This window comes from Halorussus aquaticus, from assembly GCF_024218795.1.
Taxonomy (GTDB): domain Archaea; phylum Halobacteriota; class Halobacteria; order Halobacteriales; family Haladaptataceae; genus Halorussus; species Halorussus aquaticus.
In genome coordinates this window covers 2,216,127-2,234,390 of record NZ_CP100400.1, presented here as the reverse complement: position 1 = coordinate 2,234,390, position 18,264 = coordinate 2,216,127, and the positions used below count along the sequence as shown (strand labels likewise).

General features: G+C 66.6%; 22 protein-coding genes. 11 read left to right on the top strand and 11 right to left on the bottom strand.

The window, feature by feature from the left end:
• Positions 1–51: 51 nt before the first annotated feature.
• The 3 genes from NGM06_RS11565 to NGM06_RS11555 all read right to left on the bottom strand — a co-directional run bounded on the left by NGM06_RS11565 (position 52) and on the right by NGM06_RS11555 (position 2,216).
• Positions 52–411 carry a DUF7541 family protein gene (locus NGM06_RS11565; protein ID WP_163521335.1) on the bottom strand — a complete coding sequence of 120 codons (360 nt, stop codon included), beginning with the start codon at positions 409–411 and terminating at the stop codon, positions 52–54.
• A gap of 114 nt (positions 412–525) precedes the next feature.
• Positions 526–837, bottom strand: a complete 312-nt coding sequence (locus tag NGM06_RS11560) for a DUF7410 domain-containing protein (RefSeq protein ID WP_254267107.1) — start codon at positions 835–837, stop codon at positions 526–528.
• Positions 838–839: 2 nt separating this feature from the next.
• Entirely contained in the window at positions 840–2,216 is a 1,377-nt protein-coding gene (locus NGM06_RS11555) for a hypothetical protein (protein ID WP_254267106.1), read from the bottom strand.
• A gap of 102 nt (positions 2,217–2,318) precedes the next feature.
• Between NGM06_RS11555 and NGM06_RS11550 the strand changes: the two genes are divergently transcribed.
• A complete protein-coding gene (locus NGM06_RS11550) occupies positions 2,319–2,588 on the top strand; it encodes a hypothetical protein (protein ID WP_254267105.1) in 270 nt (89 codons plus the stop codon).
• On the opposite strand, the gene NGM06_RS11545 is transcribed toward NGM06_RS11550, so the two are convergent.
• Positions 2,589–2,852: an MTH865 family protein gene (locus tag NGM06_RS11545; protein ID WP_254267104.1), complete on the bottom strand. Its 264-nt coding sequence runs from the start codon at positions 2,850–2,852 to the stop codon at positions 2,589–2,591.
• Between the two features lie 416 nt (positions 2,853–3,268).
• On the opposite strand from NGM06_RS11545, the gene NGM06_RS11540 reads away from it, so the two are divergent.
• Together NGM06_RS11540 and NGM06_RS11535 are read left to right on the top strand one after the other, a co-directional pair.
• On the top strand, positions 3,269–4,777 hold the full coding sequence (locus tag NGM06_RS11540) for a hypothetical protein (protein ID WP_254267103.1): 1,509 nt from the start codon (positions 3,269–3,271) through the stop codon (positions 4,775–4,777).
• A gap of 242 nt (positions 4,778–5,019) precedes the next feature.
• Positions 5,020–6,114, top strand: a complete 1,095-nt coding sequence (locus tag NGM06_RS11535) for a DUF354 domain-containing protein (RefSeq protein WP_254267102.1) — start codon at positions 5,020–5,022, stop codon at positions 6,112–6,114.
• 124 nt (positions 6,115–6,238) lie between these two features.
• Here NGM06_RS11535 and NGM06_RS11530 read toward each other — a convergent pair whose 3' ends face one another.
• Positions 6,239–7,228, bottom strand: coding sequence for a glycosyltransferase family 2 protein (locus NGM06_RS11530; RefSeq protein WP_254267101.1), 990 nt, complete (start codon positions 7,226–7,228; stop codon positions 6,239–6,241).
• Between the two features lie 271 nt (positions 7,229–7,499).
• Here NGM06_RS11530 and NGM06_RS11525 point away from each other — a divergent pair, with 271 nt between their 5' ends.
• Both NGM06_RS11525 and NGM06_RS11520 read left to right on the top strand, forming a co-directional pair.
• A complete protein-coding gene (locus tag NGM06_RS11525) occupies positions 7,500–8,540 on the top strand; it encodes a M42 family metallopeptidase (protein ID WP_254267100.1) in 1,041 nt (346 codons plus the stop codon).
• A gap of 156 nt (positions 8,541–8,696) precedes the next feature.
• Positions 8,697–9,272 carry a plastocyanin/azurin family copper-binding protein gene (locus NGM06_RS11520; RefSeq protein WP_254267099.1) on the top strand — a complete coding sequence of 192 codons (576 nt, stop codon included), beginning with the start codon at positions 8,697–8,699 and terminating at the stop codon, positions 9,270–9,272.
• Positions 9,273–9,337: 65 nt separating this feature from the next.
• Here the strand turns inward: NGM06_RS11520 and NGM06_RS11515 are convergent, their stop codons facing one another.
• The 3 genes from NGM06_RS11515 to NGM06_RS11505 all read right to left on the bottom strand — a co-directional run bounded on the left by NGM06_RS11515 (position 9,338) and on the right by NGM06_RS11505 (position 10,667).
• Positions 9,338–9,868, bottom strand: a complete 531-nt coding sequence (locus NGM06_RS11515) for an SRPBCC family protein (protein WP_254267098.1) — start codon at positions 9,866–9,868, stop codon at positions 9,338–9,340.
• A 160-nt stretch (positions 9,869–10,028) separates the two neighbouring features.
• The gene (locus tag NGM06_RS11510) at positions 10,029–10,409 is read right to left on the bottom strand and encodes a DUF8159 domain-containing protein (protein WP_254267097.1); all 381 of its coding nucleotides are present in this window, start codon (positions 10,407–10,409) and stop codon (positions 10,029–10,031) included.
• A gap of 36 nt (positions 10,410–10,445) precedes the next feature.
• On the bottom strand, positions 10,446–10,667 hold the full coding sequence (locus NGM06_RS11505) for a hypothetical protein (protein WP_254267096.1): 222 nt from the start codon (positions 10,665–10,667) through the stop codon (positions 10,446–10,448).
• 114 nt (positions 10,668–10,781) lie between these two features.
• Here NGM06_RS11505 and NGM06_RS11500 point away from each other — a divergent pair, with 114 nt between their 5' ends.
• Together NGM06_RS11500 and NGM06_RS11495 are read left to right on the top strand one after the other, a co-directional pair.
• Positions 10,782–11,213 carry an SHOCT domain-containing protein gene (locus NGM06_RS11500; RefSeq protein ID WP_254267095.1) on the top strand — a complete coding sequence of 144 codons (432 nt, stop codon included), beginning with the start codon at positions 10,782–10,784 and terminating at the stop codon, positions 11,211–11,213.
• Positions 11,214–11,294: 81 nt separating this feature from the next.
• Entirely contained in the window at positions 11,295–11,669 is a 375-nt protein-coding gene (locus NGM06_RS11495) for a hypothetical protein (protein ID WP_254267094.1), read from the top strand.
• A 50-nt stretch (positions 11,670–11,719) separates the two neighbouring features.
• Here NGM06_RS11495 and NGM06_RS11490 read toward each other — a convergent pair whose 3' ends face one another.
• Both NGM06_RS11490 and mvaD read right to left on the bottom strand, forming a co-directional pair.
• Positions 11,720–12,928, bottom strand: coding sequence for an NAD(P)/FAD-dependent oxidoreductase (locus NGM06_RS11490; protein WP_254267093.1), 1,209 nt, complete (start codon positions 12,926–12,928; stop codon positions 11,720–11,722).
• 291 nt (positions 12,929–13,219) lie between these two features.
• On the bottom strand, positions 13,220–14,200 hold the full coding sequence (mvaD, locus tag NGM06_RS11485; protein WP_254267092.1) for a phosphomevalonate decarboxylase MvaD: 981 nt from the start codon (positions 14,198–14,200) through the stop codon (positions 13,220–13,222).
• A gap of 143 nt (positions 14,201–14,343) precedes the next feature.
• Here mvaD and NGM06_RS11480 point away from each other — a divergent pair, with 143 nt between their 5' ends.
• Together NGM06_RS11480 and nth are read left to right on the top strand one after the other, a co-directional pair.
• The gene (locus NGM06_RS11480; RefSeq protein ID WP_254267091.1) at positions 14,344–15,138 is read left to right on the top strand and encodes a right-handed parallel beta-helix repeat-containing protein; all 795 of its coding nucleotides are present in this window, start codon (positions 14,344–14,346) and stop codon (positions 15,136–15,138) included.
• A 58-nt stretch (positions 15,139–15,196) separates the two neighbouring features.
• Positions 15,197–15,883, top strand: coding sequence for an endonuclease III (gene nth, locus NGM06_RS11475; protein WP_254267090.1), 687 nt, complete (start codon positions 15,197–15,199; stop codon positions 15,881–15,883).
• Positions 15,884–15,978: 95 nt separating this feature from the next.
• Here nth and NGM06_RS11470 read toward each other — a convergent pair whose 3' ends face one another.
• Complete coding sequence (locus tag NGM06_RS11470; RefSeq protein ID WP_254267089.1) at positions 15,979–16,467, bottom strand: DUF7321 family protein; 489 nt, start codon at positions 16,465–16,467, stop codon at positions 15,979–15,981.
• Positions 16,468–16,610: 143 nt separating this feature from the next.
• On the opposite strand from NGM06_RS11470, the gene NGM06_RS11465 reads away from it, so the two are divergent.
• Positions 16,611–17,552 (top strand): GAF domain-containing protein, encoded by a 942-nt coding sequence (locus NGM06_RS11465; protein ID WP_254267088.1) that lies wholly within the window; start codon positions 16,611–16,613, stop codon positions 17,550–17,552.
• Positions 17,549–18,214: a DUF7504 family protein gene (locus NGM06_RS11460; protein ID WP_254267087.1), complete on the top strand. Its 666-nt coding sequence runs from the start codon at positions 17,549–17,551 to the stop codon at positions 18,212–18,214. The genes NGM06_RS11465 and NGM06_RS11460 overlap by 4 nt, the downstream gene beginning before the upstream one ends.
• Positions 18,215–18,264 lie beyond the last annotated feature (50 nt).

Sequence of the window (18,264 nt, the reverse complement as noted above, 5' to 3'; positions counted from 1 at the left end):
GGTTGCCGATTCGTCTCGGCCGACCCGCGCGTTCGGGCCGGGCGCGTCGGGTCAGACGCTCTGGGGTTGCCAGAACGACCCGAAGACGCCGCCGAAGAGGATGATGACGCCGCCGACGAGGATGGCGAGACCGCGGAGGTGTATCGACCCCGACGTCGCGTAGGTGATGACGCCGCCGGCAGCGAGACAGAAGACCGACGCGGTGACCAGTCCCTTCCACGGGTCGGCGATGTACCCCGACTCGCGGAGGATGCCGACGACGCTCCCGACGAACAGCAGGAGACCGCCGACCGCCACGGGGAAGAGCGGCCACACGATGCCGACCTCGAAGATGGCGAGTCCGAAGGCGACGAACAGCGGCCACGGACTCGCTTTGCGGTATTCGTCACTCAATCCGGGTTGTTCGTCCATAGCTACGACTCGGGCGAGTAGCGACTAAAGGGCACCGTTCCCGAATTACGGGGCCTTCAGGCGTCGTCCGAACGTCTTCGCGTCCGACCGAACTCGCGGCGATGCGACGCGCGTTCAGACGGGTATCACCGTGACGACGCTGTAGGGGTCCGTGGTCTCCCACGAGTAGACGAACAGGAAGACGAAGTACACCAGCACCAACAGGCCGAGCAGTTTCAGCCGGAAGGTTCGCAGGTCGTCGTTCTCCCGCTGGTAGGTCTCGCGGAACGCCTCGCGGCGCTCGTCGTCGAGTCGGTCCCAGTGGTCGATGCCCTCGTGGAGGACCAGTAACTCCTCGCTCTCCAGCGGGCGACCGCAGTACGGACACTCCGCTGGCGATTCGCCGGGCGGTACCTCGGTCTCTTCGGTGGTGGTCTCTCCGGTCATACTCAGACGAACGGCGGTTCGGCACTCGGTGCGGACACTATCCAGAGGCTCGTCATGGTGTACAGCACCATCACGACCACGAAGGGGTACTGACTCCGGACCGCCTGCAACCGGCCGGGGAACACCTCGTACGCGCTCGTGTGCGCGACCCAGACCGCCAGCAGGTGTCCGAGCAGGACGAACGCGACGGCGAGCATCCCGAACCAACTCGGCAGGACGACCACCGAGGGGTTTATCGGCGGGTTCAGGGGGTTCGACAGCGCCGCGAGCAGCGCGGGCGACAGCGAGACGAACAGGCCGAGGAAGTGCGCGAGGTGGTATCCGGCCGCGATGGGCAACAGCGAGGGCGCGAACCGCCGGGCGATGGCGTCGGGCGTCAGGTACGTCTCGGCGGTCTCGCGGGCCGACCGGGCCGCGAGCCAGTAGACGCCCAGAAAGAGGGCGTACCCGGCGAGTAGTGCGACCGGATAGAGGACGACCGCGGGGACGCCGACGCCGACCGCGGCCTGCGCTACGTCCACCCAGAGGGGCGTCCCGACGAACCCGTCGTACGTCGTGACCCATAGAATCGCCACCACGAAGGCTACCTCGTCGCGGCCGTCCGCGAGTCGAGCGTCGGTCAGCGCCGCGCCCGGCGGCCCGACGGCCAACCCGTCTTCGCCGCGCTGAATCGGCGCGACCCGGCCGTAGTACCGGAACAGTCGCGCCACCGGGTCCACGCTCCCGAACCATCGGTCCGGACCGAAGACGTGCGCCCCCGCCAGCGTGATGACCGAGTAGCCCACCACGACCCACGCCAGTAGCCGCGGGTCGTCGGCCAGCGGACTCACGACTTCCAACCAGACCAGCGCTAGGAGGCCGACCACGCTGGGCCACGCGCCCAGTTGCTCGGGGTAGGCGCGGTCGAGCGAAGGCACCCATTCGCTCACGGCCCGCCACGGGTTGAGTGCGGGCCAACTGTTGCCCACGAGGTAGACCGTGGCGACGTATCCGGCCCACCAGCCCACCCAGACGAACAGAATTGCGGCGTTCCGGAACATCGACTGCGGGCCTTCGAGACCCACGACGACGACGCCGAGCAGGGCCGCGACCGAGAGGACCCGGGTCAGCGTCACCACGCCGTCGAGGCGCATCCCCGCCACCCGACGCCAGCTGTGGACCGCGCGGATGAACGCCCGGTCGGTGACGAAACTGGCGAGCAGGAACGACGCGCCGACGACGCCCCCGCCCGTCAGCAGGAACAGCCACGTCGGTACCGAGAGCGTCCCGGCGGCCGCGCGCAGGCCGCCGCCGTGAGCGAGCGCGGTTCCGGCGAGTAGCGTCGTGGCGAGCAGTGCGGTGCCCGCCGCCGCGAGCGTCCGGACGTTCGACCGTCTCATCACCGGACGTTGGCGCGGTCGGGACTTGTCGGTTCCGGACTCGGCCCCTCGCCAGCAGCGTTTTATAGAACGCTGTGGTACCGAGCCTCGGGGGAGATTATCGTGGAACGCCAAGATACGCCGATAGGGTCAGGAGAGCGCGGTGCGGGCGAACCGACCGACGCCGCCCAACAACCGGACGACATCGCCGAGATGGACATCACCGAGCCGACCGTGACGTGGCTCGAAGTGTCCCATCCCCAACAGCCGATTCCCATCGGCGAGAAAGACCGGGTGCTCGACAGCCACTTCAACGAGCAGTACGACGTGTGGGAGGTCCTGCTGGTCGCGCTTCCGGGTGAAGAGGACGAGGAAGAAGAGGAAGACGAGTAGTTACAGCATATCCTTCTGTTTCAGACCCTCGATGAGGTCGTCCACGAGGCTCTCGACGTCCTCGTAGGGGAAGTCCTGAATGTCCGAGAGCTTCGTCGAGAGTTCCATCGCGGTGAAGTCGACGTCGCCCGCCTCGAAGCGCGTTCCCGGTCCGTTCGGGAGCGCGGGCACGAGGTCCATCGGGTTGGTGACCGGGAAGTCTGCGCCTTCGAACGCTTCGGTGAACTGGTCGCGGAGTTCGGCTTCTGCTTGTTCGTCTGCCATATCCGTTGTTGTATAGCGGTCCGGGCAAAAGCGTTCCGGAACAACACAGAACTCGTGGACTGTTTTTCCGCCGTCGGACGCACTTTTTCGACGGGCGGAGACGTCCGGCCGATCGTCCGGTCGAAAGAGATGTTGCTGGTGATTTGCTTCGGTCGTTTCCGTCGCGGCGTCACGGTGGACCCGTCCGGTTCACCACCGTTACAAGCTCGGATTACGGGTGTAATCGTCGCGTTAATCAGCCGTTGCCCACCGGTTAGACTACCGGAGATAGCAGTCTAGCGCGGCTACGGCGGTTTCTCGCTCGTCGTCTCGGGCACAGACCGAACCGGCACGGCAACTATAGGTATAAACTGATAATCCGACATTGAAGCGATACCGGAAAGTTTGTAATATAGTAGTGGAGCCTTGAAGGTGGCATGGCACGCGACGAAACAGCACGCGAATCCGAACAGCGAGACGTAACGGTGGACCGACGCTCCTTCCTCGGAGTCGCCGGTGCCGGCGTCACCGCCGCCCTCGGCGTCGGGACGCTATCGAGCGCGAGCGACGCGGTGAACGCGGCGGAGTACCGGACGGTCACGGTCTCGGCCGGGAACACCCGAACCTTCGACGTGGGGAGCGGGGAGACGCTGGAGAACCTCCTCATCGACATGACCGCCGACGGCGCGTCGGCGAAGATATACGCGAACGGCGACGGGTGGACGGTCCGCAACGTCGCGTTCAAGGGGAACCACCCCGGCGGGCACTACCTGTTCACCCCAGCCGTCTCGAAGGGCGGTACCGCCACCGTCGAGAACCTCTACATGGGCGACGGCCAGACCGCAGGGTCGGGCAAGGGCGGTATCTGGGTCAACGGTCACGACCACTACGGGACGCTGAACTTCCGCAACGTCCACATCGCGCACTTCATCGACAACGGTCTGTACGGCACCGACCCCGGCTACTCGTACCACGGGAGCCACGGCGGCGTGGTGAACGTCTACGACAGCTACTTCGACAGCAACAACATCGCCAACATCCGCGTCGGGTCCATCGACGGTCGGACCTGCTACGTCGATAACTGCGTCGTGAAGGGCGGGACCACGCGCCCGTGCGACGTCGGGTGTTCGAGTCCGGGCGCGACGAACAGCCGCGGCGTCTGGGCGTGGTGGGGTCCGGTCGAGGTCAGCAACTCCGACATCGGCAGTTCCCCCGCGCGGCGCGAACAGGACAGCCGGGCGGGCGACCCCGAAATCATCTCGAAGAACACGCGCTGGGGGTCGGAGGCCGACACCAGCAGGGTCCCGTCGGGCGTCCCCATGACGGCCGAGGAGGCCGCCAGCGGCACGTCGAGCGCGAGTAGCGGCGGTTCCGGCTCCGAACCGACGACCAGCGACTCCGACTCGGACGCCTCCGGGACGGTGCTGGAACTGGTCGCGGGATCGAACACGTCCAGCGTCTCCTACGAGTTCACGGTGGAGGGAAGCGTCACCAAGCGCACGTCGGCGGGCGACGTGGCGGCCGAGGGCAACGACAGCACCACCGACAACGGCGACGGCACCGTGACCGTCTCCGGCGTCGCGGGCAACGGCTACGGCGACTCGTTCCTCGTGGACGGCGACGTGGTGTCGATGGCCCTCGACGAGAGCGACTGGACGCTCCGGTGGGACGGGCAGGAGGTCTCGGTCTCGGACCTCGTCCTGTCGAACAAACTCGTCATCGACGGGAGCAACACGCCCGGCGTGGCCAGCACCTACACGTTCGAGGTCAGCGGTGAGGCCCGCAAGAGCGCGGCGCTCGGGTCGGTCAACGACCACGACACCGTCTCGGACGGCCAGATCTCCGGACGCGTCATCGGCGGAAAGGACGGCTTCCGGTTCTCCGGCGAGATTACGGCCTTCCGACTCGACGGTCCCGCGACGGTGAACGTCGAGGACGGGTCCTGAATCGGTTTCGCAGATAGTCGCACCGTTTCCGCGTTTCGCTGTCGGTCGTACTGTTCCTCGATTGCGCTTCGACGCTTCGCGACCGAAGGCGGTCCTCGTTTCCCGAACGGAGCAGCGACAGGGGACGGTTACCGGCAACTCAAACCGGACGTACTCCCTCCCGAGCAGTCGGTTGATTCGGGCTACCGCGGGGGAACGCGGCGCAGAACAATACGCTCGCGGATTCGATACGCGTTCGAGACATGGATTACCTGTTCTTCACGAACACGCCCGCACACGTCCACCTCTATCGCAACGCCATCGAGGAGTTGCGGGAACGCGGTCACGGAGCACTGGTGTTGGCCCGCGACTACGGGTGCACCCTCGACCTGCTCGACTACTACGACCTGCCCCACGTCGTCTACGGCGAACTGGCGACCAGTAAGTGCTCGCTGGCCCGACAGCTCCCGAGTCACTACCGCACAATCCTGCGGAAGACCCGCGAGTACGACCCCGACAAGATATTCGGCGTCGGCGCGTACGCCGCCCACGCGGGGACCGTGACCGACGCGCCGGTCTTTCTCATCACCGACTCCGAGAACACTCACCTCGACCACGCCATCTCGCGGCCGTTCGCCGACGCCTACCTCACGCCCCACACCTTCGACAAGGACCTCGGCGAGGACCACCACGTCTTCCGCGGGTTCAAGGAGTGCGCCTATCTCCACCCGGAGGAGTGGGAGCCACAGACCGACGTCCGCGATGAGTTGGGCGTCGGCCCGGACGAGGAGTTCGCCATCGTCCGGTTGAACGCCTTCGGGTCGCACCACGACGTGGGGCACGACGGGTTCACGCCCGAGAAACGCGGGACGCTCGTCGAGCGCCTCGCCGAAGACGTGACGGTCTTCGTCTCCGACGAGGGCGACGCGATGGACTTCTCGTCCGTCCCGGCCCGACCCTTCGACCTGCATCCGGCGCTGCTCCACGACGCACTGGCCGAGGCGTCCCTGCTGGTCGCCGACACCCAGACGATGGTGACGGAGGCCGCGCTCCTCGGCACGCCCGCGATTCGCTCGAACTCCTTCGTCGGTGACGGCGACATGGGCAACTTCGCCGAACTCGAACGCGAGGGGCTGATCTACAACCTCCGGGCGTTCGACGCGGTGCTGGACAGGGCGACAGACCTGCTCTCGCGAGCGGGCGTCGCCGACGAGTGGGCGCGCAAGCGCGAGGAGTTCCTCGAAGACAAGGTGAACCTCACCGACCTCGTGGTACGAGTGGCGACCGACCGGACGATGCTCAGGTCGCTGCCGACCAAGCGGACCTACAATCTGATGCCGACGGAAACGCCCATCTGACCGCCGCCGACGCGTCTCTTCTGATTTCCGACGAAGCGCCGATTCGAATCCCGACGAACGCCGGTTCGACCGGGAACGACGGTCAATCTATCGCCGATTCGACCGAGAAGGAGGGTCCTTTCGACTACTCGTCGCCGGTCACGCGCATCTCCAACTCCTCGTCGCCGTCGCGGTCCCGGTACATTGCGACCCCGAGCGACAGATAGCTCCCGACGACGAGCGCGGCGAGGAGGTCCGCGTCGCCGACCACTCCGGCGACGACGGCGGCGAGGATTCCCAGCACGCCGAGCGCGTAGCAGAGCGGCGTCGCCCGAGCGCCCGATTCGGCGAACTGAGTCCGCTGTCGGTGGAAGAAGTTAGTGAGGAGGAGCCACGACAGTTTCGGGACGAAGCTCCGGTACCGAATGGTGCTCTCCTCGTCGCCGTAGACCGCGGGAACCGCCACGTCGGCGACGGTCATCCCGTGGCAGTTCAGGCGGACGAGGAGTTCGTTGGCGAAGCCGTAATCGTCGTAGAGGCTGTCGATGTCGAGGTCCGCGAGAGCGTCGCGTGAGATAGCAGTGTAGCCGTTCTGCGGGTCGGTCGTGCGCCAGTAGCCGCTCGCTATCCTCGTGAGGACCGAGAGCAGTCGATTGCCGAACAGCCGAAACGGCGGCATCTCCTCGCGGTACTCGGCGTCGAGGAGTCGGGTACTCTTGGCGTACTCCGCGTCCCCGTTCACGATGGGGTCGATGAGTCGCGGGAGCGAGTCGGGGTCCATCTGGCCGTCGCCCGCCATCACCGCCGTCACGTCCATCCCGTCGGCGTAGGCCCGGCGGTACCCGGTCTTTATCGCGCCGCCGACGCCCCGGTTCGTCTCGTGGCGAATCGGCACGACCTTCCGGGTGAAGCCGACGCCGCCGTCCGCGAGTCTCGGTTCGCCTTCGGGTTCCGCCACGGCGCGATTGACCGCTTCGGCGTGTTCCTGTATCTCCTGCCACGTCCCGTCGGTCGATCGGTCGTCGACGACGTACGCGCGGTCTACGAATTCGGGGAGCGTGTCGATGACCTCGCCGACGAAGCCTCGCTCGTTGTACGCCGGTACGACGACGCCGACTGTGTTTCCGTTGTACATGTTCGGTGTCACGCTGGGGGTTGCCGACCGTGCGATTCGGGTCTTCGCACGGCCGCGTCGGTGCGTAATAGCCCTCTAACGGGTTTTGTTATACGCCGTCTGCCGAATCGAGGGCCGCGTGTAAACCGGAACAAGCGTCGCCGTCGGGACGGTACACACACCCAACCGTCTGGTTAACCGTTCCAAACGGCCGGGAGTCCGAACGGCGGCCGGTTTCTGCCGGGAGATTGAAAAGACGGGGTTTAAGCCCGGCGGGTCGTCAGTATCTCGCATGGATTTCGACTTCGAACTGCTACGCGAACTCACGGAGACGGACGGCGTGCCGGGGTACGAGGACCGGGTGCGCGACGTCGTTCGTCGGGAACTCGACGGCGTCGCTGACTCGGTCCACACCGACGCGATGGGCAACGTCGTCGGGACCGTGGAAGGGTCGAGCGACTACGAGGTCGCCGTCGCCGCGCACATGGACGAAATCGGTTTCATGGTGAAACATATCACCGACGACGGCTTCCTCGAAATCGACACCCTCGGCGGGTGGGACCCCGACGTGCTCCGCGCCCAGCGCGTGACGGTCCACACCGACGCCGAGGACCTCACCGGCGTCATCGGGTCCGTCCCGACCCACGTGCAGGACGACGACGAGGAGTTCTCCATCGACGACGTGGCCATCGACCTCGGACTCCCCGCCGAGGACGTCGCCGAGCGCGTCGCTGTCGGCGACCTCGTGAGCATGGAGCAGACGACGACCCGAATCGGCGACAACGTGACCGGCAAGGCGCTGGACGACCGCGTCTGCCTGCTCGCCATGCTCGAAGCGGCCCGGCGCGTCGACGACCCCGACGTGACGATTCACTTCTGTGCGACCGCACAGGAGGAACTCGGCGTCCGCGGCGCGCCCGCGCTCGGCGTGGACCTCGACCCGGACCTCGCCGTCGCGCTCGACGTGACGGTCGCCAACGACATCCCCGCGGTGGAAGACGAGAGCGGGTACGTCACCGAACTCGGCGAGGGCGCGGCGATAAAGCTCAAGGACTCCAGCGTGGTGACGACGCCGAAGGTCCACCGCCGGATGCGCTCGGTGGCCGAGGAGCGCGGCATCGACCACCAACTGGAGGTCCTCCCCTCGGGGGCCACGGACACCTCGGGGTTCCAGAACACTCACGGCGCGAAACCGGTGGGAGCCATCTCGGTGCCGACTCGCTACCTCCACACCGTCACGGAGAGCGCCCACCACGCCGACGTGGAGGCGACTATCGACCTCCTGACCGCCTTCCTCGAAACCGAGACCGGCGACCACGACTACAGTCTGTAGCCTCGCGACGACCGGATTCTCGCGCTTTACCTCGTCTTCTATCCCGACTTCGGTATCTCTTCCGCGAGCGACCGGAGGGAGCGAGCGAGGACACCAGACGAAAAAAGGTGGGTCGGTATCGAAAGTATAGAGTACCCACCACCGCTAGCCCCGACTATGAGTACGGAAGGAAGCGAGTCGGTCACGCGGCGTGGATTCATGCGTGCCGCCACGGGGACCGCGGCGGCCGCGGGTGCGGCGGGGACCGCATCGGCCGAGAGTCAGGAGACGACCTCCGGCGGCGGAGGCGGCGGGACGGAGGAGGTCGTCGTCGGTCCCGGCGGCAGCCTCGTGTTCGAACCCGCCGAACTGACCATCGCCCCCGGAACCACGGTCAAGTGGGTCTGGGAGTCGGACAACCACAACGTCGTCCCCGAGAGCCAACCGGACGGCGCGAACTGGGAGGGCACCGACGGCGGAGCGAGCAAGACGTACAACACCGGGCACGAGTACTCGCACACGTTCGAGACCACCGGCACCTACGAGTACTTCTGCCAGCCCCACAAGACCGCCGGGATGGTCGGCACCATCACCGTCCAAGAGGGCGGCGAACAGACCGGCAGTAGCGGCCCCGCGATTCCGAGCAGCGCCAAGACGCTCGGCATCGCCACCACGGCGGCGCTGGTGTTCACCCTCGGTCTCGCCTACTTCTTCATGAAGTACGGCGGCGACTACGGGCAGGCAGAGCAGTAAGCGACTCGCGACTTCTTTCGGTCTCTCGGCGGCGTAGCGGTCGGTCCGGCACGTCGAAGCGTCGGCTATATCGTATCGGGCGAGTCGTGGAGCGTCAGTTCGACCTCGCGGCGCTCGCCTTCGAGGTCCTCGACGATGCGCGCGACGACCTTCTCGGCCTCCTTCAGCACGAGCGGTCGGACCTTGCCGATTACCCAGTCGAGCGAGACGAGGCGCGGCAGGTCGAGCATGTCGGAACTCGCCGAGTCGGCGTCGAACTCGATGACCAGTCGGACCCGCGAGGCCGTCTCCCGGTCGGGCGGGGCCGCCTCGGGTTCGGGGTCGACCAGCCACTCGCCGTGCGCGCGGAGGTCCTTGACGACGCGCCACGCGATGCGTTCGGGCGGGTCGAAGTCCGTCACCTCCGACCGGACGACGTAGTTCAGTTTCCACCACTGGAGGTGGATGTCGTACTCCGTGCCGGGACCGCCCTCGCCGTGACGCGTCACCCGGTCGAGATACTCGGAGTAGTCGGCGTACCCCGGAAAGTCCGCGAGGAACTCGTAGGCCTCCTCGGGCGACACGTAGACGACGGTGCTGAGTTCGACGCTATCCACGGTGTCAGATTTGGAACGAACGCGGCGTAAAACTTCCGGCGGACGCGCTCTCGGTGGTGTTCAGTCGAGCGCGGCCGGTCGCGAGTGACGTATCCGAATCGACTGAGTGGGCTGGCTTGGGGTTCGAAATCTCTCCATCGGTCGCGGTGGCGTCGCTTCTTCACGTCTCCTCGATGGTATCGAGCACCCGCTGGGAGAGGTCCACGTCCGAGAGGTCGCCGCGGGCGTGGGCCGCCAACCACTCCTCGTCGGCCCGCCACGTTCCCCGGCGGTCGCCGTCGATGTCGGCGACGGTGCCGCGCACGTCGGTCGGGGTCCACCCGTCCTCCTGAAGCGCCAGCAGGCGATTGAGGACGCGGCCCACCTCTCGGTGGGGGACGCCGGTGCCCGGGGTCGCCGTCTCGTAGTCCACCCGGAGCGTCCCCGCCTCGGTTTCGAGGTCGGTGACGTAGACGCCGTGGCTCATCAGGCGCTGTTCGAGTCGCTCGCGGAGGTCGTCGTCGTCCAATGCCGCCTCGCCGTCCGTGCGCTCGTCGTCCATAGGTGGTGTTACGGTGCAACGAGGGTAAACGCCCCGCTACCAGAAGTCGTGGGAGTCGCGCGGTGCGACGCAGTTGCAGGTCACTGCCGGGTCGAGAACGTCGCCGACCGGCATCGCGTCCCCGCATTCGGTACAGACGATGGTCGTGTCGTCGGTGCTGCGGTACCGCCGCAGCGCGTGCGTTCCGATTACCGCTCCGGCGGCGAGTCCGACCGCCCCCGCGAGCGCCTTGTCGAGTAACCCAGTGTCGCGTGCCATGCGCTCGGGAGGTCGGCCCACAAACTTAAACCCATTGTCGGCGGAAGACCAACAGAATTCGACCGATTCGGAGAAGATGCAACCTTTTTGTCACCGTCGCCGGTAGCCAGTCGCATGGACGACTCGCTCGACGACGAAAACGCACTCGTGAACCTCACCGTGTTCGTCGTCCTCGGCGTCGGACTCACCGCGCTCTTTCTGGGGTACGAGTGGTTCTGGATGGCGTTCGTCCTCGGTTTCGGCGTTCTCCTCCCGATGGTGAAGGTCCTCACCGACCGGTTCGGCGACGACGCGGTCCCGGACGAACGCGACCACCGACCCGAGACCCGGACCGCCGACGAACCCGAGTCGAAGCAGGACGCGCTCGACACGCTCCGGGACCGGTACGCCCGCGGCGACCTCACCGAGGCGGAGTTCGAGCGGAAGGTCGAGGCCCTCCTCGAAACCGAGACGCCCGAGAGCGCACGCGACCACGTCCGACGGAGCAGGTCGCGGACCGACCGCGACGCGGACGACGCGACCTTCGAGACGGACGAGAACGCGTGACCGGCGTCGCTCTGCGCGCCGGGGCGTCGGCCGACGGACAGACGCCATCTATAAATGGCCGGTCGAAGCAAATACGACTACATGGTAGGGTTCCTGAACTACGTCATCGGATTCGTCGTGAGCCTCCTCATCGGTGCGTTCGGCATCTACGTCGGTGCGCGCGTCATCGCCGACAGAGACGACTTCGAGTACGCCATCCTCACCGCGCTCGTCGGCGCGTTCGTCTGGTGGCTGGTCACCGGACTGTTCGGCCTGATTCCGTTCGTGGGCGGACTCGTCGGCGCGGTTCTCGGACTCGTCGCGTGGGTGTACGTCATCAACGCCCGCTATCCGGGCGGTTGGGGCAACGCCATCGGCATCGGCGTGGTCGCGTGGCTCGCCGTCTGGGTCGTCCTCGTCGTACTGGAGAGCCTCGAAATCATCGCGGCCGGTGCGCTCGGCATCCCCGGTTTCTGATTCGCGGTCGTCCTCCGGTTCCGGACTGCCGCACGCACCCCCGTACCTGACTACCGCTCGTACCCTAGTTCTTCGCTCACGAGGTCAGCGGCGTTGCGTATCGCACCGACCGACGAGAGGTATCCGGCACCGACGGTCGTCTTCAGCGCTTTCGCGGCGGTCCCCGTGAGGACCGTCGGGCCGACCTGCGCGACCGCTCCGTCGCCGACCGACACCAGCCACCCCGGCGAGTCGAACGCGAACGGTTCGAGTCGGGGTTCGAAGATGTCGTCACCCTCGCGGTCGTACGCCACGAGACTGGCGACGTTCTCGGCGACCGCACGGGCCTCGCGGACCGCGGCCTGCGCGCTGGCCGGGACGGGTTCCCCGTCGGCGTCTATCACACGCGCCGCGTCGCCGACGACGAACGTGCCGTCGCCGAGTCGCAGGGTGTTCTCGACCTCTGGTCGCTCGCCGTCCAGTGCCGCGGGGCCGCGGATACCGCCGGTCCAGACGAACTGATCGTAGTCGAGTCGCTCGCCCGAGTCGAGTTCGATGGACGCGTCGTCGGCGGAGGCCACCGCGGTTCCCGTCCGTATCTCCACGTCGCGGGCTTCGAGTTGGTCGCGGACCGCGGCCTGAAAGTTCTCGGGAAACGCGGGTGCGACGCTGTCGAACTGTTCGAGCAGGGTGATAGTCACGCCCTCGCGGGACTCCGCTTCGCGCGCGAACGCCGCGAGTTCGCCCGCCACCTGCACACCCGACAGGCCCGCGCCGCCGACTACGACGCGCGCGTCCGACTCGCCAGCGCGGTCCGTCTCGCCGTCGCCGGACTCGGACGCGCTGGATTCGGAGTTGCCCGATTCCAGCGCGTCGAGGAACTCGGCGCGGATGCGCTCGGCGTGGTCCAGCGTCTTGAGCGGCGTGGCGTGTTCCTCGACGCCCGGCAGGTCGTAGAACGCGGTTTCGGCCCCGAGGCAGACCGCGCCGTAGTCGTAGTCGATGGTCTCGCCCGAGTCGAGCGAGACGACGCCCGCCTCCGGGTCCACGTCGGCGACTTCGGCCTGCCGGACCCTCGCGCGGTCCAACACGTCTTCGAGGTCTACCACGATTTCGTCGGCGAGGGACGGTCGGCGGACGACTCGGTGAAGTTCGTGCTGGACGAGGTGGCTCCCGGTCCGCTCGACCACCAGAATCTCGACGTCGTCGGGGACGGTGCGCTCCAGTTTTCGGGCGAGGGTCAGTCCGGCGTAACCCGCGCCGAGGACGCAGATTCGCATTCGGCCGGACGTAGGGACCGAGGGGGCTTAGAAGTGGGGTCGGTCCCCAGATACGGAGTGTCGCGTCTCAGCGAAGGGTGTTGTTTCTCCCGCAGTCCGACCGTCTTTCACTCTCTTCCCAGCCTCTTCGAAGGTGCGTTTCGGGGCAAACTGTGCTAACGCGGTTCGATACGACGGCCCGCGAGTAACGCGGTCGTGGACGTGGACGCGGCCCGAGAATCGGGCGGGCGCACTTCGAGTTTTCGGTAGTCGAACGCGGGTTCACGGCGTGAGTGCGAATCCGCGCAGTAGTTAGAACAGGGCCTCGTTCTCCGGGAGAACCTCGGCGGGACCGCCGACCTCCCAGACCATCGTCTCGACGCCGCACTCCGAGACGACTTCCTCGACGCGTTCGACGTGTTCGGCCGTCGTGTTGACGTAGACGCTCGCGCCCGTGTCGGTCGAGAAGTAGACCGGCACGCCCTCCTCGCGGAGGTCCCGAACCGCGTCGAAAATCTCCAACGTGTCCGGTTTCCAGTAGACCCACCCGGACGGGCCGGTCATGGTCGTCGCGGCCAGCGACAGCGAGTCGTGTTCGGCGGTCTCGAAGACGCGCTGGAAGTCGCCCTCGCGGAGCGCGTCGCGCATCTCGGCGAGTTGGTCGTGGATGTGCGCGAGTCGGGCCTCGAACATGTGACTGTCGGCGGCCTCGCGGTGGGCGTGTTCGGTCTCCTTGTAGGCGGGAACGAGTCCCGCGACGATGCGCAGGTCGTCTTCGAGCGGCGAGTCGAGGCGCTCGGAGCGACAGTCCTCGTCGTTGAGTCCGGCGTGGAGGTCGGAGAACCCGCCCGTCACGGCCCGCGCGGCCGACGACGACCCCCGGCGGGCGATGGTCGAGATTTCCGGCCGCGAGAGATCGAGGTCAGCGGCCTCGGCGAGGGCCATCGCCGCCGCAGCGAACCCGGACGAGGAGGACCCGAGTCCCACGTTCGACGGGAACGAGTTCTCGCTCTCCAGTCGGACGGGGTTCTCGACGTGATCGGCGTCGGCCAGTTCCCGCACGCGAGCGACGACGTTGGCGACGCGGTCGGCCTCGTGGTCGGCCAGTCGCTCGCCGCCCACGACGAAGGTGTCCGAGTCGAGGTCGGGGTCGAACTCGACGGTGGTCTTCGTGTGACTCGGCGCGGTGCAGACGCTGATGGAATCGTGGTAGGGCAAGCGGAGTTGCTCGTCGCGCATCCCGTGATACTTGACGAGTCCCTGAATCGGGTGAGCCTTCGCGGTCGCTTTCATGGGTGGAAGGGAGAGCGATGCCCGCTTAAATTCCCCGAAACCGACCACGCCGCTTCCCACCGGAGGGGCTACCGCGACCGGCCGCGCGAACGACCTCGACGGCCAGAACCACTTACACGCCCGACGTGCTGACACCACGCAGGATGGGGACAGAATCAGCGCGTGGAAGCGGGGACGCCCCCGCCTCGTCTCGACTGGCCGTCCTCGCCGCCGTCTCGCTGTTGGTCGCGTCGGGAGTCGCGGGAGCGACTGCGGGCGTCGCTCCGAGTACCACAGACGCGCCTACCCAACAGGCCGAGGGTGTGACCGAAGTGCGTTCCTGCACGACCATCACCGAACCGGGCGAGTACGTACTGGTCGCGGACGTCGAGAACGCCTCGGAGACGTGTATCGAAATCGAGGCCGACCGGGTTCGCCTCCGCGGGGCGGGCCACACCCTCGACGGGTCGGACTCGCGGTTCGCACGGCACACCGGAATCCGAGCGACCGGCGCGAGCGACGTGGTCGTGTCGAACGTGACGCTCACCGACTGGGGGTACGCGGGCGTCTACCTCCGGGGAGTCACCGAGTCGCGGGTGCGAAACGTCACCGTGAACGATAGCGACTTCGGAATCACGGTCCGGAGTTCGCGGGAGGTTCGCATCGCCGAGTCGAACGCGACGAACAACTCCGACGCCGGAATCGACGTCTCGACCACGCGCGAGAGCGTCGTCGCCGACAACGTGGTCGCGGACAACCAAGTGGGCATCAGTCTCACGACCGGGAGCAGGCAGAACCGCGTCGTCGGGAACGCGATTCGGGACAATCGACTGGGCGTGGTCGTGTCGAACTCGAACGACAACGTGGTCTCGGACAACGCGTTCTGCGGGAATCGGCGGGCCATCGTCAGGCCCGAACAGCCGAGGGGTAACGCGTTCGAGGACAACCGGGACTGTTGACCCGCGGCGGGAGGTCGGAGCCGAATAGCTCAAACCCCTCCCGTGCCACGTCACGACCATGGGAGAGCCACTCGACTCGCGCGACGCCCAGGTGGAGGAAGTCATCGACAGACTCTACGACGAGTATCCCGACTCGACCATCTCGCTCAACTTCTCGAACCGACTCGAACTCCTCATCGCCGTGATGCTGTCGGCCCAGTGTACCGACGAGCGCGTGAACGAGGAGACCGCCGACCTCTTCGAGAAGTACGAGACCGTCGAGGACTACGCGAACGCCGACGTAGACGAACTCTCGGAGGACATCGGCTCCATCACCTACCACAACAGCAAGGCCGACTACATCGTGTCCTCGGCACAGACCATGCTGGAGGACCACGACGGCGAGGTCCCCGACACGATGGACGAACTGACCGAACTGAAGGGGGTCGGCCGCAAGACCGCCAACGTCGTCCTCCAGCACGGCCACGACATCGTGGAAGGCATCGTCGTGGACACCCACGTCCAGCGCCTCTCGCGCCGCCTCGGCATCACGGAGGACGAGCGCCCGGAGGCCATCGAAGAGGACCTGATGGGCATCGTTCCCGAGGAGCACTGGCAGCAGTACACCCACCTGTGCATCAGCCACGGCCGGGCGACCTGCACCGCGCGGAACCCCGACTGCGGCGACTGCGTGGTCGAGGACCTCTGTCCGTCCTCGAAACTCGACCACGACGTGGACCTCGCCAGCGGCGAGGAGTGGAACTGACCTCCCGGTCGAACATCGCCGACGCTCCCACCGAAGACGGGGTCGGCAGAACCGCTGGGGCCACCGAGGCACGGAACCCCGGCCGGACCGGGCGGTCAGTACAGGACGTAGTCCATGACGAACCGAATCATCCCGACCAGCCACGCGAGAAGCCAGAAGAGGACGTACCCCACGACGCCGATGCGGAGGCGACCCCGCCACGCGCCCATGTTCTCGTGGAGTTCGCCGATGTCCGCGTCCTCCTCGCGCGCGGCCGAGTCGTACATGTCGTGCTGGTGCTTGACCTGAAAGATGCGGACGATACCCGTCAGCGCGACCAGCAGCATCGCGTAGGCCTGCAACCCCAGAAACGCGTGCAGGGCCGCGAATCCGCCGAGTTGGTCGAGGAACCGGGGGACCATCCACGTCAGCATCGGTATCGTCGTCAGCAGGAGTCCGACCACGATGAACTTGAGGTGGTGTATCAGCACGTCCCACGTCACGACCTCTTGGTCGAGGATGTACCACGCGCCGTAGAGGTAGAACGGAAAGCTGGCAGTGACGACGAGGGCGACCACGGCCGCGACCAGCGTCTCACTCGCCATGCGCGGCGGTTAGGAGCGCTGGTGGATAAGGGACCCGAAAGCGATTCGGGGCCGACCGGTTCGAAATCGAACGGACAGTTCCCCGACTCGTATTGCCAAAACTAATACACACGGAGTCGTGAGGCTCCGGACGAGCGACTCAGATGAGAACTGTACTGTGCGTGGACCCCGACGATTCGGCCCGAGCGGAAACCGCCGAACTGCTCCGGACCGAAGCGACGGACCTGCGGGTCCTTCAGGCCGCCTCGCTCGCGGACGCCGTGCGAGAACTGAACGACGAAGAGGTCGATTGCGTCGTGACGGAGTACGAACTGCCCGACGGAACCGGACTCGAACTCGCGGCACGCGCCCGCGACGTTCGTCCCGATATCGGGTGCGTCCTCTACACCGCGACCGACCGTGCGGCGCTCGACACCGACGAGACCACCGAGACCGTCACCGAGTACGTCGCCAAGGACGGCCAGAACTCCGGCGAGACGCTGTGGAACCTCGTGGATTTCACGTCGGCGTTCCGGCCCCAGACCCCGTACCCGATGCCGCAGGACGAGGAAGAACGACTCGACGCGCTCGACGCGTACGACGTGGACGCGGCGACGCTACAGACCGACGTCGAGCGGATAACCGACCTCGCGGCCCAGTACCTCGACGTGCCGATGGCGTCGGTGAACATGATACGGGAACACAGTCAGCAGTTCCTCGTATGCCACGGCGCGGACTGGACGCCGACGCCTCGCGAGGACTCCATCTGCACGTACGCGATAGTCGAAGACGGCGACGTGACCGTGATAGAGGACGTGAAGGCCGACCCGCGATTCGAACACAACGAGAGCCTCGACGACATGAACATCCGGTCGTACGCGGGGGCCGACCTGACGACCTCCGACGGACTCACTATCGGGACCCTCTGCGCGTACGACGAGGAACCCCGGACGTTCACGGACGACGACAGGGAGTACCTCAGCACGCTCGCGGACGTGACGGTCAACGTCCTCGATCTGCACCTCGAAGTCGCGCAACTGAAAGAGGACCGAACCGACGAGCGCGGCGTCCGCAACGCGGCCGAAGAGGACGGTGGTTCGACGTGACTCAGCGCCAGACCGGTCCGTACGAATTCGCCGACGACCTGCCGATCGAGGGCGTCGAACCCGGGTCGAACCTCCTCGTCGCCGGGCCGACGATGGGCGGTGCCAGAGACCTCGCGCTCCGTCTCATCACCGCCGGGAGCGACCGGCAGGAGGGGTTAGTGTTGGTCACGACGACCAAGAGCGGCGGGAAAATCCTGTCGGAGTGCGACAAACTGTGCAGAGACCTCCAGCAGAGTACCTTCGGCGTCGTGGACTGCGTCAGCAAGAAGCAGGGGCGCGAACAGACGTCGGACCGCATCGAGACGGTGTCGAGTCCCGGCGACCTGACGGGTATCGGTATCGAGTTCTCGGGACTGTATCAGACCGTCCACCGGGAGACGACCGAGCGCGTCCGGGCGGGACTGTTCTCGCTCTCGACGCTGCTGATGTACACCGAGTTCCAGACCGTCTCCCGGTTCGTCCACACGGTCTCCGGTCGCATCGGGGCGACTGACGGTCTCGGCGTGTTCCTCATCGACCCGTCCACGCAGGACGAACGCGTCGTCAACACCATCACGCAACTCTGCGACGGCCGCGTGGACGTTCGGGTGCGTGACGACGGCACGCGGGAGATGCGAGTGCGGGGACTCGCCGACCAGCCCCGAGAGTGGACGCCGTTCTGACCACCGCATCCCGGGTCCGACGCAACGTCGGGGTGTTTATGCGGCTTCAG

What these genes read in the sequence shown, in the direction of transcription:
- NGM06_RS11565 (WP_163521335.1), bottom strand. Translation starts at nt 411, where the DNA reads ATGGACGAACAACCCGGATTGAGTGACGAATACCGCAAAGCGAGTCCG.
- NGM06_RS11560 (WP_254267107.1), bottom strand. Translation starts at nt 837, where the DNA reads ATGACCGGAGAGACCACCACCGAAGAGACCGAGGTACCGCCCGGCGAA.
- NGM06_RS11555 (WP_254267106.1), bottom strand. Translation starts at nt 2,216, where the DNA reads ATGAGACGGTCGAACGTCCGGACGCTCGCGGCGGCGGGCACCGCACTG.
- NGM06_RS11545 (WP_254267104.1), bottom strand. Translation starts at nt 2,852, where the DNA reads ATGGCAGACGAACAAGCAGAAGCCGAACTCCGCGACCAGTTCACCGAA.
- NGM06_RS11540 (WP_254267103.1), top strand. Translation starts at nt 3,269, where the DNA reads ATGGCACGCGACGAAACAGCACGCGAATCCGAACAGCGAGACGTAACG.
- NGM06_RS11535 (WP_254267102.1), top strand. Translation starts at nt 5,020, where the DNA reads ATGGATTACCTGTTCTTCACGAACACGCCCGCACACGTCCACCTCTAT.
- NGM06_RS11530 (WP_254267101.1), bottom strand. Translation starts at nt 7,228, where the DNA reads ATGTACAACGGAAACACAGTCGGCGTCGTCGTACCGGCGTACAACGAG.
- NGM06_RS11525 (WP_254267100.1), top strand. Translation starts at nt 7,500, where the DNA reads ATGGATTTCGACTTCGAACTGCTACGCGAACTCACGGAGACGGACGGC.
- NGM06_RS11520 (WP_254267099.1), top strand. Translation starts at nt 8,697, where the DNA reads ATGAGTACGGAAGGAAGCGAGTCGGTCACGCGGCGTGGATTCATGCGT.
- NGM06_RS11510 (WP_254267097.1), bottom strand. Translation starts at nt 10,409, where the DNA reads ATGGACGACGAGCGCACGGACGGCGAGGCGGCATTGGACGACGACGAC.
- NGM06_RS11505 (WP_254267096.1), bottom strand. Translation starts at nt 10,667, where the DNA reads ATGGCACGCGACACTGGGTTACTCGACAAGGCGCTCGCGGGGGCGGTC.
- NGM06_RS11500 (WP_254267095.1), top strand. Translation starts at nt 10,782, where the DNA reads ATGGACGACTCGCTCGACGACGAAAACGCACTCGTGAACCTCACCGTG.
- NGM06_RS11495 (WP_254267094.1), top strand. Translation starts at nt 11,295, where the DNA reads ATGGTAGGGTTCCTGAACTACGTCATCGGATTCGTCGTGAGCCTCCTC.
- NGM06_RS11490 (WP_254267093.1), bottom strand. Translation starts at nt 12,928, where the DNA reads ATGCGAATCTGCGTCCTCGGCGCGGGTTACGCCGGACTGACCCTCGCC.
- mvaD (WP_254267092.1), bottom strand. Translation starts at nt 14,200, where the DNA reads ATGAAAGCGACCGCGAAGGCTCACCCGATTCAGGGACTCGTCAAGTAT.
- NGM06_RS11480 (WP_254267091.1), top strand. Translation starts at nt 14,344, where the DNA reads ATGGGGACAGAATCAGCGCGTGGAAGCGGGGACGCCCCCGCCTCGTCT.
- nth (WP_254267090.1), top strand. Translation starts at nt 15,197, where the DNA reads ATGGGAGAGCCACTCGACTCGCGCGACGCCCAGGTGGAGGAAGTCATC.
- NGM06_RS11470 (WP_254267089.1), bottom strand. Translation starts at nt 16,467, where the DNA reads ATGGCGAGTGAGACGCTGGTCGCGGCCGTGGTCGCCCTCGTCGTCACT.
- NGM06_RS11465 (WP_254267088.1), top strand. Translation starts at nt 16,611, where the DNA reads ATGAGAACTGTACTGTGCGTGGACCCCGACGATTCGGCCCGAGCGGAA.